Here is a 13145-nt window from a genome sequence, read left to right on the forward strand (position 1 = left end):
TAGTTCAATAGAAACAAATAAAAAAACAGTAGGTGCTAATGAAACAAAGAACATTAAAAAAGACAATTCAAGCAACTGGTGTCGGTTTACATACTGGCAAAAAAGTTACTTTGACGTTGCGTCCTGCTCCTGAAAATACGGGTGTTATATATCGTCGAACTGATTTGAATCCTTATGTTGATTTTCCTGTGGATGCTAAATCGGTTCGCGATACAATGCTTTGTACCTGTCTGGTTAATGAAGATAATGTGCGTATTTCGACGGTTGAGCACATCAATTCAGCATTAGCAGGACTGGGTATTGATAATATTATTATTGAGGTTAATGCACCAGAAATTCCTATTATGGATGGTAGCGCAAGCCCGTTTGTCTATTTGCTGCTTGATGCTGGCATTGTTGAACAAAATGCGCTTAAAAAGTTTTTACGCATCAAAGAGACGGTACGTGTTGAAAATGGGGATAAATGGGCTGAAGTGAGACCATATAGTGGATTCAGATTGGATTTTACAATCGATTTTCATCACCCAGCAATTGATAATAGTTCTCAACGTTATCAGTTGGATTTTTCATCTGAATCTTTCATTCGTCAGATTAGCCGTGCGAGAACGTTTGGTTTTATGCGAGATATCGAAGCATTACAATCTAAAGGTTTGTGCTTAGGTGGTAGTTTAGATTGTGCCATTGTGGTGGATGATTATAAAGTTCTCAATGAAGATGGTTTACGATTTGAGGATGAGTTTGTTCGCCATAAAATGCTAGATACTATCGGCGATCTGTATATGAGTGGTCACAACATGATAGGTGAAGTGATTTGTTACAAATCAGGACACGCATTAAATAATCAATTATTACAAGCGTTGTTAGCTAAGCAAAGTGCATGGGAATATGTTACATTTGCTGATGATCAAACTGTTCCGCTCGCATTGGGTACAAAACAGCTTGTTTTAGCTTAACAATTTGTTTTAAAAATGAATTTAAACGCTTCCATTTTTTAATGGGAGCGTTTTTGTTTTTATAACTAATGAGATGATGATATGAATAAAAGCCATTTTTTTGCTCATCTTTCACGATTAAAATTAATTAATCGTTGGCCGTTAATGCGCAATGTCAGAACAGAAAATGTATCTGAGCATAGTCTTCAAGTTGCTTTTGTTGCACATGCGTTAGCAATCATCAAAAACAAACATTTTGATGGAAAAGTTAATCCTGAAAGAATCGCTTTATTAGCTATGTATCATGATGCATCTGAAGTGATTACTGGAGACCTTCCTACACCGACAAAATACTATAATCCTCAAATTACAACAGAATACAAAAAGATTGAAAAAATTGCACAAAACAAGCTAATTAATATGTTACCGCAAGAGTTACAAGATGATTTTAGAACGCTCATTGATGATGACTTTTATGATGAAACAGAAAAAAACATTGTCAAACAGGCTGATGCGTTATGTGCTTATCTTAAGACGATTGAAGAGCTTAGTGCCGGTAATAATGAGTTTAGATTGGCTGAGCAGCGTTTGAAAAAGACATTATCTGAACGCGGAAGTCCTGAAATGAATTATTTTTTAGAAATATTTGTGCCAAGTTTTAGTTTATCGTTGGATGAAATCACGTTAGATAAATAATAAATGTTAAAGCCTAATTGCGGTTAACTACAATTAGGTAACTTATATGTTATTTAATTTCATTTTTATGAGACATATTTATAAATTATCAGGTCATTACAATTATGATACTTCTCGATAAAGGACTGCTAATGGCAGTGATATTTTAAAGCATGTTCCTTTTTTCTTACCAAGATTGAATAACTGAATATTACCGCCAAGTTCATTAACACAAGATAAAACCAAATATAATCCCATACCACGATTATCTCCTTTGGTTGAATAGCCTTTTTGAAAGATATGCTTTACCTCTTTTTCAGAAATACCTATCCCGTTATCAATGATTTCGATGTAAAAATAGCCGTTTTGGACAGTAAAATTTATCTCTATTTTTTTATCAGCTAAACTATGAACGGCATCTAAACTATTATCGATTAGATTGCCAAGAATAGTGATTAAACTATGAATGACTAAGTGATTAGAAATAGGGGCGAGCATTCCATTAATGTTAAAAGTTAACGATACCCCTAATTCTTTTATTCGACTCAATTTACTATTAAGAAAGCCAGCAATAATGGGGTCTTTAATGTACTGACTAATCTCATCTAATTTTGGTTGTTTATTGCCAATAATACCTTCTAGATAATTGACTAATTCTTTTTTATTATCTTGATAGGCTAGCCCATAAATTACATGCAATTTATTACTAAATTCATGTGATTGAGAACGTAATGTGTCGGCATTACGATTAATGTCTTTTAATTTCTCTGTTAACTGGCGTATTTCAGTTATATCACGAAAAGAAGCAATGGCTCCAACTAATTTATTTTTTACATATAATGGAATACGATTAATCAAAATTACCACACCATCAATATTTTGCTCACAATCATATTCAGCAATCCCCTTGTTCATAACTTCATTTAAACGTGTATTAGGAATCAGGGTGCTAATGGGCTTGCCGATAATGTTTTCCTTACTCTTATCCATATGTAATATTCTAACGGCTTCATCATTAATTTGTGAAATTAATCCATTTCGGTTAATCACCACTATGCCTTCTTTGACGGTTCTAATAATGGCATTATGTTCTTCAAAAAGTTGAGCCATTTGGGTAGGTTTAAATCCATACAATCGTTTCGAAATATGACGCGATAACAAACAAGCTAAAATAACAGCTAACGTAAAGGATACAAATAATGATAACCCGATTGGTTGGCTTGACTTTGAAGCCAGATAATTAATTTTTTGGCGTGTTTGTCCAACTAAAACCATACCAATTTGTTGACGTTTATCATTGAATATCGGACTCATTGCGCTAATTGAATCGTCAAATGTTCTTGTTGATGAGGATTGATAGGGCGCTTCTTGTAACGTTTTTTGTTCATTGCCACCTACTCTAGGTTCTCTTATTTTATTTATATCGGGATGCGAATACCGTACACCTTGCATATTAAAAATGACAATAAAATCGACTAAAGAAAGTTGGCGAACTTGTTCGGTATAATGTTGGATTGCTTGTAAATTGTCTGACGTGGGATTACTGACTTGATCAATGAGATTATGATTAGTTGATACTAATTCGGCAATATTTTTAAATCGTTGAGAAGACAGATAAAAATACTCTTTGTTTATCACATAGATAATATAAATATATTGAACAACAACTGAAAATATAAATACAGCGCAAATCAAACTGATAAGCTTAGTTTTAAGCGTTAATTGATTAATCATAGATTTCATATTTTATTCTTCAGCAATAAAGTTGATGGTTCAACAATATGAATGCAGATGAGATAAAAATTATTAATTAAATACGCTATTTACAGACTCCATACTCTATCGATTTAATTAATGATTTTTTGGCTATGGGTTGTATTGTTGACTTATTCATCAATACGTTAGTAAACTTGGATTCAAATGCATTCGGTAAAATAGATTCAGAAGCAAGGTTATCATCAGTATTGGATCTGAAATAAAACCTTTTCCATGGCTAAAGTGATATATTGAGGCTGATTATCTAAAGCATGATGAAATTTACACTGCAGTTTTGTACTTAATGCTAATGCTTTTTCTTCAAAGATTGTCATAACGTATTCCTTATATTTGATAATAGTGTTAAGTGCTAAAATCAGAAGAGTAAATAAGTAAATAGCTAATTTTTATTAAAGACATCAGTGATAAATGTACGTTTTTATCATTAAAAGGCAGTTTACGAATGATACTGAATATCAAGAACGATTGAAAGATATTATTTAATATAAAACTAAGGTGATACATTTTACCACCATAGTTTTATATTGCGAACTTTAATACAATCAAGTTTGAAATTTTAGAAATCTATCTTAGCACTTGCTGTAAAATAATGACTATTCTTTTTACTTTGACCAAAGTATTGATAATCAAGATTTAAATTTATCAACTGATATTGATAAACGATTCCAGCCCCTAAATTATATTGATTTTTCGTTCTGTTTGATGAATAGCTATGCATTTTAGATAATCCATTAATGCCATTAAGGGTAATATCACTATCAAATTTATTGCGACTAAAATTAAAAGTATAGCCGGTTTGACCCGTTAAAGTTAATTGACTATCCTTATTTTTGAAGAAAGAATAAGTTGCAGTCAAATCAAGCGGCATCAATACCGCAGAATTTGTCGCTTGACCATATTTAACCAAGTTGATTTGATTATAGCTAACATTGTGAGCACTATTTTCGGTATGAATATAAGTTAAACCAATACTTGGAATCATTGCAAATTCTTCGGTATTTTGCCAATGATAGCCAATAGCACCGCCAAAATTCCATGTTTTGTTATTGAATTTTTCCTTGATAGTATTAAAACTATCGTGAGTTTTTAAATCATTTTTTCCGAAAGAATAGCCTGCGAATGTAGACCCAAGCATATTATTAGGAAATTTATAACTGCTGTATAACTGAATTTGATATTGATGGATATCAGAATCATTTGATGAAGCCGCTTTATCCTTATATTTACCAGTGGAATAACCAATGGCACTACCCACTAAAAGATTATCGATAACTTCTTTATCGAACCCGAGCATAAACCCATTAGAAGTGTATTTATATCCAGAAATGCCCTGATTATTATCGGTATTTTCATAATGGTGAGTCAGGTTAACCCATAAATTATTTTCTTCACCTTGGTTTAGATGAAATTGGTGACCTCGTTTATCTAAAATGGCTTTGGTATCATTCAGTGAATTCATTGCGATTTCAGTTAAGTGTAAACCATGATTGTTATTATAAAGCCCAGCGATATTTTGATTAAAAAATAGTGTCGTTCCTTTTGATTCAATGGCTAAATTACCACGTGCCATATTGCTGAGTATTTGCCAATTTAATTCCCCAGCTTTGGTATTAGTTTTACTTATCATTTCATTATTATTTGTGTTATACATTGATTCATAAGCGACTTTTACCAAATTATCGGTCAATCGTTTTGCGACATTTTTTGAAGAAATACCTGATTGTTGATAATAACGTGAGACTTGGCGTTTAGCTGCATTTTGTGCATTTTTTACATCATCGAAATTGGTGACATTGCTCGCATTGACAAATACAAGTTCATTTCCCGATTGCTTAAAGTTCAAGTCCCCATAAATATTTTGAACAAGTGGTTTTAGTTGACCGTCTTGAATAGAGTGTATCGTTAATTTATTATTTGCGGCTAAAACTGTCGCATTTACATCGGTTGTCGTATATTTCAATCCATTTTTGATAAAGTCATCTGTTACTGAAAATTTGGCATTAGATGAAAGATTGATGTTATCACCGCGTATCACATTGACCTGTTTGGTATCAGAAATACCAAAGCTAACGATACCATCAATATTGAGTTGAGATGTTTTATTGGTTTGATCGCTAATTGACAGTGAACCCTTAGAGGATTCGATTGTCGCATTTTTACCAACATTTACTTGTCCATTTGGTGCGAGTTTTATAAAACCATTACCTCGGCTGGCACTCAAGATTCCTTGATCTACAACATCGAAATTACCACCACGGCTGACGTCAACCGTTCCCTCTCGCATGACAATCATTTTGCCTGTTTTACCTATTAAAACAGAAGAACGATTAGAATCCTTATTTGTCGTTTCTAATACTGTTTTTGCACCAATGATTTCAATGTCTCCGCCCGTTAAATTAAAGGTACGGGTGGTCAGTCTTGCAGGGGCAGAGGCGGTGCCAGCTAGATGATTATCGCCACTGCGAATATTCGTATCACCGTCAACAATAACCGTTGTTTTTCCTGTAGAATTTGGGCCGGTGCGCATTACGTTACCGGCTAAAATCATCAAACCACCTCGTTGTTTATCTGCACCTAACTCAACATTAATATCACCCGAAACATGAACGTTAATATCGTGCTCTATAGGATCAAAAGGAAAATCACTGTGTAATCCTAAATATTGGGTAAAGAATTTGGTATCAAATTTACCAATCCACGTGTCATTATAGATTTGAAAATTGCCTTTGATGAACATGTTAATGTCACCTTGTGCATTTGAGGCGGATTCGGTAGCTGTTTTGCCACTAAAACCCAAATGGAAAGATGCATCATCTTTAATCGTTAAACCATTTTCTGCAATAATATTCACTGGTGTAGTGCTGCTATTTGTTAAAAAATAACGTTCATCGATTTGGTTGAAAGGTAAAATGATGTCTGTAGTCACATCATGATTGTAAGCTTGTACACAATTGGCGCTAAAAGCACTGATTACTAATAAAGATATTGATTTCAATTTCATTGTTTTTTTAAGTTAATTTAATACTTTGGGGGTGAAATAATATATTATTAGTAATGATAATCAATATTATTTTTAATTTTTTTTGATCAATATCATTTTTTGCTAGTAATGAGATAAAAACCAGGTTATTGCAATAAGATCAGCAGAACCACCAGGGCTTAAATTGCGTTCAATCAACTTATCATCAAGTTGAGTTAATAGCTGAATGCCATCTGGGTGTGTAATGCCACCTTGCAAAATAATCTGCTTAGCCTGTTGTTTGACAAAGTTTAAACCCTCAAGCCCACCTCTTGATACCAAATTGGTATCCTGATTATAGGCAAGCAAGTATAGCAATGCTTGTAATAAGGAATCTTCTTCATTATAACCATTATGTTGCATCTGTTTGTAAATAGGGAGTGAGATATTTATTGCTGTAGCATAACCTGATTCTGCTTCTCCTCGTGCGCCAGATAGGTTGTGTAGTTTAAATAGCTTTTCACCCACGGATTTTATTTGATGATTTTGTTTAAGCTCATGATCAACAATGCCTTGGCAAATTGTCGACACTTCGTGGTTGATACTTTGAATATTGATTTGTCGTTGTTGTTTCGTTAATCTACCGATAGCGCCAAGTAACAAACCAAAAGCAAAAATCCCACCTTTATGGGTATTAATTTGATGTGTAGCATGGTACATCGCTTGTTCACACTGTATCCCAATAGGTCTTATATCAGTTAAAAAAAGATGAGGATCTTTATTAGCTGAATCTATTCCATACTGATAGAAGGGTTCAAACCAACATGATATTGCCTCAATACTGGCAATAAAAGTTTGAAAATTCATATCATGGTGCGCACCGTTATTATTCATATCAACCAGCCCTGGTTTGGGCGATAAGCATATCTCTCTGATTAAAGCTTTAATGGCAAATTGTACTGGTAAAGATTGCTGATCTTTAATCAGTTTTGATTCTATGAATGCCACTTGCTTTGAATAATCGTTCATTATTGATTAATACCTATATGAAATGTCAAACTTGCTTGTCTTTTTGAAATTGTTAGAAAATGTAACTGAATGAATTTAACTGGCACATTACCAATCTATTTAAAAATAGATTGGTAATTGAATAACTAGTAATCATTATGCGATGATGTAGCAAGTACTTCACGATTTCCATTGTGGCTTGGCGCACTGATAATGCCTTCGACTTCCATTTGCTCCACAATTCTTGCTGCTCGGTTGTAACCAATTCTAAATTTTCGCTGAACGCTTGAAATTGAAGCTCGGCGAGTTTCAACAACAAATTCCACAACCTGATCGAATAGGGGATCCAGTTCTTCGTCAAGACTATCTGAACTACCGCTTTCGCCGTCATCGGTGGCTACGGTGACATTTTCAATGTATTTTGGCGTACCACGCGCTTTCCAATCTTGAACGACCGCATGGACTTCTTCATCACGGACAAATGCACCATGAACACGTATCGGAATTGAACTATTAGGTGCAAGATATAGCATATCTCCCATACCAAGTAACGATTCTGCCCCCATTTGATCCAAAATAGTGCGTGAGTCTATTTTACTCGAAACTGTAAAAGCAATACGCGTAGGGATGTTGGCTTTGATTAAACCTGTAATTACATCTACGGATGGACGCTGCGTGGCTAATACAAGGTGAATACCAGCAGCCCGTGCTTTTTGAGCAAGCCTTGCAATCAATTCTTCGACTTTTTTACCCACCGCCATGATAAGATCGGCAAATTCATCAACCATGACGACAATATAAGGTAATTTTTCCAATGTCGGCATATTGAGATCCATACTGTCGGTTGGTTTCCAAAGTGGATCGGGAATCGGTCTACCCATTTCTTCTGCTTGTTTAATTTTTTCATTATAACCAGCAATATTGCGTACACCTAAAACTGACATAAGTCGGTAACGCTTTTCCATCTCATTAACACACCAATTAAGGGCGTTAGCGGCGTCTTTCATATCGGTCACGACTTGTGTTAATAGATGCGGGATCCCTTCGTAAATTGACAGTTCAAGCATTTTAGGGTCAATCATAATAAACCGGACATCTTCTGGCGATGATTTATATAAAATGCTTAAAATCATGGCATTGACACCAACGGATTTACCTGACCCCGTGGTACCGGCAACCAATAAATGTGGCATCTTTGCTAAATCGGCAACTACAGATTGCCCTGAGATATCTTTACCTAACACAACCGTAAGTGGCGATTGGGCATTTCTAAATTGTGGGCTGTCTAAGACTTCTCTAAAATAGACTGTTTGTCGATTTTTATTCGGTAACTCTATACCAACATAAGGTTTGCCTGGAATGACTTCTACCACACGTACAGATGGCATTGAAAGCGAACGTGCCAAATCCCGATCTAGCGTAGAAATACGAGCAGCTTTGATACCCGGTGCAAGCTCAATTTCAAAGCGAGTAATAACTGGGCCAGGCATGTAATCGACAACTTTCGCTTTGACTCTATAGTCAGAAAGGCTTTTTTCAATCAATTCTGACATCGCATTTAAGGCTGCATGATCCACTTCAATGCGTGTTGTTGGTGGTGCAGTAAGCAACTTTAATGATGGCAGTGGTGTGGTTGGTTTTGGTAATGGTTTATCATCACGTCTTAATAATGGGTGAATCAAACTTTCACCCTCATCATTCTCTTCCTCTTCGCTGTCATTTTCACGTAAAGCAAAAGTTTGCACTTGAGTCTCCTCAAGCCTTACCTCTTCTGGATATATATCATCGATGATTGGGTTTTCTTGTTTAAGTACATCAATATCGACATCTTCGGATTGTGGTGTTATTTGGTTTTCAACTTCAAATTGATTCTGATTTTCAACTTTTGTGGTAAAAGGTGTAACTACTTCTTTAAAAGATGATATTTCTTTGGTTGCTTCATCGTGGGGTGCAATGATTTGACTATCGGGTTTTGTTTCGTTCGCATTATGCGTTAAGGTAAATAACGGTTTGATCGGTGCATCGGTGATCGTGTATTTATCTTCTTCAAAAGGCTCTGTTATTTCAAGCTTTTTAGCTTGAAAGTCTTGACCGTCAGCTTGAATTATCTGGTCTTGATTTTGTTGTTCATTGATGTTTTTCAAAATCAATTCCATACGAGCTAAGATATCACTTTGATTAAGTTCAGTGTTATTCTTTTTGCTCGATGTTTTTTTGGATGATTGCGTTTGTTTTGATGTTTCTAATGTTTGTAGTAGCTCTGCTGCTGTTTTTATGAGTTGTTCATTCTCGTTAGCCGTTAAAGAGGTTGTTGAACTATCAGATGTTTTATTAATGCTTGTTTCTAATGACGTCTCGCTATTTTCACTGCTTATATTTGTTTGAAAATCATCCATAGTATCTAATTGACTACTATTTGAATTGATTGACAGTGTTATTTGAGGTTCTTGGTCTTGAGATAATTTTTGATTTTTGGGTTCAGTATCGATTTGATTAACGTGATTGACACGACGGGATAGCAATAACCATTTTACTGGTGTAAGCAAAACCATAACAAAAGCACCAAGTTTTTCAATTATGTAAAGCCAAGATAGCCCCGTTAATAAAGTTACACAAGCAAAACAAACAGCAAGAAGAATCAAAGAAAGAACAAAGTTATTCATCATAGGTAAAAGATTTTCTATGACGATTGAACCAAGATAACCACCAGCTTCAAATTCGCTTGGATCACTAATATTTAATGCAAAAAAACCCGTACTACTAAAAACAAAGGCTAAAATACCAATTATCCGAAAAGAGACACTGAAATAATTAATCGGTTCGTTAGCATGTCGATAAAAATAACCAACTAACTGTACACAAATTAATGCAATAATGACAGGTAAACTAAATGCAATATAGCCTAGAAATTGGAACAAAATATCGGAAGCATAGGCACCAATTAAACCACCAAAATTACTGACAGGATAATGCCAAGCCGTACGTGACCAACCCGGATCCGATGAGTTATAAGTCGATAGTGATAAAAACAAGCAAACGGATAATCCTATTAACGCTAATAGAATAAGTTCAATTATTATCTGTTTTCCTGTGATTTTTTGCTTTTTCAAACATGTACCTTAAAAATATCGCAGTAAATGGTTGGTATTTTACCATAAATTGCAATCTCTCACAGAGTGAATATGTTTAAATCACAATTTATTGGGCTACGATTAATCGACAAGATTGAGCGTTTTATTGAATCTTTCGCCATTTTGAACATAATGTTGTGCATTTTCAATATTGGCTGCGATTTCTGCTTGCGTTAATTTACGTACGATTTTAGCTGGGGAGCCAAGAATTAAGCAACCTTCTTCATAGGGTAAGCTATGCGTAACAAGGGAATTAGCACCGACTAAACAGTTTTTGGCAATTTTAGCACCATTCAATATGGTACTGCCCATGCCAATTAGAACGTTATTGTCAATGGTACAGCTATGAAGAATAACATTATGGCCAACGGTGACATTTTCACCTACGATACACGGAATATTCGTTTCAATATGTATCGTTGAATTATCTTGTATATTGCTATTTTTACCAATGAAAATAGGTGCGATATCACCTCGTAAAACGGCATTAAACCAAATTGAAACACCTTCTTCTAAAACTACATTACCAATGATATCCGCCGAATTTGCTATAAAACAGCGTTGATGAATTTGTGGTTTTAAATCACCTAATTGATAGATCATTGTTCATTCCTTCTGAAAGATTTTATACGCAAAAATAAACTGACCGCAATAAAGTTACAGATTACCATTGAACCAACCATGAGCCATTCGCTCATGTTATGATTAACGGTTGTCTGGGGATGAGCAGCGACTAACGTAGAAAGTATTACACCAATAGCCCCCGCTACCGCAAATCGAAGCGTGCCTGCCAGCGAAGATGCCGTGCCTGCGATATGAGAATAAAAATCTAACACCACCGCCATGCTATTTCCGCCAATGGTTGATATACAACCAATATAACCCGCTACACAGATAACTAAATAGATAAACCCTAAATTGGTTATAGTTACCACTGTAAGTGCGATAGCCATGATAAATTGAATTAAAAGCCCAAATTGCATCATTTTGATTGAACCGACACGGCGAACAAAACGGCTATTAATCGTATTCATTATAATCATTACGGTAATATTGAGCGCAAAATAATAACCAAAATGGATTGATTCGACACCATGCAAGTTCATATAGACAAATGGCCCTAAACTAAGAAATGAGAATAATCCAGCCCCTGAAAATGCCCCGATCATCATATAAGACAATACTTGTCTATGCCGAAATAACGTTATGAAATTACTGAGAATACGCGTTAAACTAAATTTATCTCGTTTAGATTGACTTAATGTTTCTGGAATAGCCGTAAAAACGAATACCAAACACAACAATGCAATTAATCCAAGGGCAAAAAAATTGGCTTGCCAATTAAACCAATATAATACAAATCCGCCAATAATCGGTGCAAGTAGCGGAGCGACATTTGAGATTAACATAACAAAAGACATCATTTTAGAAAACTCATCACGATCACGATAAATGTCTTTCATTAATGCGTTCACAACGATAGCTGTTGCAGCAGCAGCTATACCATGAAAAAATCGAGCCGTAATCAATTGATGAATGTTGGCCGCAATTCCACAACTTATAGAAGCTAATATGAAAATAATTAACCCAAAAATTAAGACATAACGGCGCCCATAGCTATCAGTTAAAGGACCAAAAATGAGTTGACCAAATGAAAATCCCAATAAATAACAACTAATGGTGAGTTGTACTGTTGCATCAGAAACATGAAAATTTTCGGCGATGGTTGGCATACTTGGTAAGTACATATCTATGGATAGTGGCATTAACATAGATAATAATCCAAGAATAAAAATAAGTGCTTTTTTCGAGATGTTGATCTCTATTGGTTTGTCATAGGGCTGCACGTAGCGATTCCTTCATGGATTGTTGGCTTTCATTAATTATTAACTTTTCATTTTTTGATAATAATGGCTCGATTAAATTAGCTTGATCATTAAATTCACTTATTAATGACGGTTTTATATTGGCTATTTACAAAATGATTCAATCTCATCTTGCGTAAGAGGACGATATTCGCCTTCAGGAACATCGAGAATAATATTGCCAATTTGTTTGCGATGCAATGCAATAACATGATTATTTACCGCCGCAAACATTCGTTTAACTTGATGATAACGTCCTTCACTAATTATTAATTCCGCATGAAATTCATCGATAATTGTCAGTTTAGCCGGTTTTGTCAGTGTTTTTTCACTTTTTAACTGGATGCCATTGTGAAATATTTCAATTAAATTATCGGTTAATGGGTGTTCAACCGTCACTTGATATACTTTTTCGCAATGGTGTTTAGGTGACGTAATGCGATGTGACCACTGACCGTCATCGGTTAATAACACAAGTCCAGTCGTATCAAGATCCAATCGTCCCGCTGCATGAAGTTTTTCAGACATGGGTTCATCAATAAAATAGAGAATTGTTGGATGATCAGGATCATCCGTCGAGCAGACATAGCCTTGAGGTTTATTCAACATAAAGTAGCGGTTTTGTGTGATGGGTATGATTTCATAACCATCGTATTCGACAAGTTGTTCTGGACTAAGTTGATAAGCTCCTGATTTTATGATTTCACCATCCACGGTAACTTTTTTCGCTTTTAATTCTTTATTAACAATTGTACGGCTAATGCCTAAATGATGAGCGAGAAATTTATCTAATCGCATA

Annotated in this window: 10 protein-coding genes; 2 read left to right on the top strand and 8 right to left on the bottom strand. The window is 34.9% G+C overall.

The window, feature by feature from the left end; all coding sequences use genetic code 11:
- The first annotated feature begins 38 nt into the window (after positions 1 to 38).
- Together lpxC and yfbR are read left to right on the top strand one after the other, a co-directional pair.
- Positions 39 to 953 (top strand): UDP-3-O-acyl-N-acetylglucosamine deacetylase, encoded by a 915-nt coding sequence (gene lpxC / locus J3U14_RS06270; RefSeq protein WP_267352337.1) that lies wholly within the window; start codon positions 39 to 41, stop codon positions 951 to 953.
- Positions 954 to 1034: 81 nt separating this feature from the next.
- A complete protein-coding gene (yfbR, locus tag J3U14_RS06275; protein ID WP_267352336.1) occupies positions 1035 to 1628 on the top strand; it encodes a 5'-deoxynucleotidase in 594 nt (197 codons plus the stop codon).
- Between the two features lie 102 nt (positions 1629 to 1730).
- Here yfbR and J3U14_RS06280 read toward each other — a convergent pair whose 3' ends face one another.
- From J3U14_RS06280 to rsuA, 8 genes are all read right to left on the bottom strand, one after another.
- Positions 1731 to 3350, bottom strand: a complete 1620-nt coding sequence (locus J3U14_RS06280; RefSeq protein WP_267352335.1) for an ATP-binding protein — start codon at positions 3348 to 3350, stop codon at positions 1731 to 1733.
- A 215-nt stretch (positions 3351 to 3565) separates the two neighbouring features.
- Positions 3566 to 3697 (bottom strand): hypothetical protein, encoded by a 132-nt coding sequence (locus J3U14_RS06285; protein ID WP_267352334.1) that lies wholly within the window; start codon positions 3695 to 3697, stop codon positions 3566 to 3568.
- A 242-nt stretch (positions 3698 to 3939) separates the two neighbouring features.
- A complete protein-coding gene (locus J3U14_RS06290) occupies positions 3940 to 6384 on the bottom strand; it encodes an autotransporter outer membrane beta-barrel domain-containing protein (RefSeq protein ID WP_267352333.1) in 2445 nt (814 codons plus the stop codon).
- Positions 6385 to 6486: 102 nt separating this feature from the next.
- On the bottom strand, positions 6487 to 7371 hold the full coding sequence (gene citG / locus J3U14_RS06295; RefSeq protein WP_267352332.1) for a triphosphoribosyl-dephospho-CoA synthase CitG: 885 nt from the start codon (positions 7369 to 7371) through the stop codon (positions 6487 to 6489).
- A 125-nt stretch (positions 7372 to 7496) separates the two neighbouring features.
- Positions 7497 to 10460 (bottom strand): DNA translocase FtsK 4TM domain-containing protein, encoded by a 2964-nt coding sequence (locus J3U14_RS11725; RefSeq protein WP_416380170.1) that lies wholly within the window; start codon positions 10458 to 10460, stop codon positions 7497 to 7499.
- Positions 10461 to 10562: 102 nt separating this feature from the next.
- Complete coding sequence (locus J3U14_RS06310; protein ID WP_267352331.1) at positions 10563 to 11084, bottom strand: gamma carbonic anhydrase family protein; 522 nt, start codon at positions 11082 to 11084, stop codon at positions 10563 to 10565.
- Positions 11081 to 12328 carry a Bcr/CflA family multidrug efflux MFS transporter gene (locus J3U14_RS06315; protein WP_267352330.1) on the bottom strand — a complete coding sequence of 416 codons (1248 nt, stop codon included), beginning with the start codon at positions 12326 to 12328 and terminating at the stop codon, positions 11081 to 11083. The genes J3U14_RS06310 and J3U14_RS06315 overlap by 4 nt, the downstream gene beginning before the upstream one ends.
- Positions 12329 to 12451: 123 nt before the next feature.
- Positions 12452 to 13144 carry a 16S rRNA pseudouridine(516) synthase RsuA gene (rsuA, locus tag J3U14_RS06320; protein WP_267352329.1) on the bottom strand — a complete coding sequence of 231 codons (693 nt, stop codon included), beginning with the start codon at positions 13142 to 13144 and terminating at the stop codon, positions 12452 to 12454.
- Position 13145: the final 1 nt, after the last annotated feature.

Source organism: Gilliamella sp. B3801 (genome assembly GCF_026536645.1).
Taxonomy (GTDB): Bacteria; Pseudomonadota; Gammaproteobacteria; order Enterobacterales; family Orbaceae; genus Gilliamella; species Gilliamella apicola_I.

What these genes read in the sequence shown, in the direction of transcription:
- lpxC (WP_267352337.1), top strand. Translation starts at nt 39, where the DNA reads ATGAAACAAAGAACATTAAAAAAGACAATTCAAGCAACTGGTGTCGGT.
- yfbR (WP_267352336.1), top strand. Translation starts at nt 1,035, where the DNA reads ATGAATAAAAGCCATTTTTTTGCTCATCTTTCACGATTAAAATTAATT.
- J3U14_RS06280 (WP_267352335.1), bottom strand. Translation starts at nt 3,350, where the DNA reads ATGAAATCTATGATTAATCAATTAACGCTTAAAACTAAGCTTATCAGT.
- J3U14_RS06285 (WP_267352334.1), bottom strand. Translation starts at nt 3,697, where the DNA reads ATGACAATCTTTGAAGAAAAAGCATTAGCATTAAGTACAAAACTGCAG.
- J3U14_RS06290 (WP_267352333.1), bottom strand. Translation starts at nt 6,384, where the DNA reads ATGAAATTGAAATCAATATCTTTATTAGTAATCAGTGCTTTTAGCGCC.
- citG (WP_267352332.1), bottom strand. Translation starts at nt 7,371, where the DNA reads ATGAACGATTATTCAAAGCAAGTGGCATTCATAGAATCAAAACTGATT.
- J3U14_RS06310 (WP_267352331.1), bottom strand. Translation starts at nt 11,084, where the DNA reads ATGATCTATCAATTAGGTGATTTAAAACCACAAATTCATCAACGCTGT.
- rsuA (WP_267352329.1), bottom strand. Translation starts at nt 13,144, where the DNA reads ATGCGATTAGATAAATTTCTCGCTCATCATTTAGGCATTAGCCGTACA.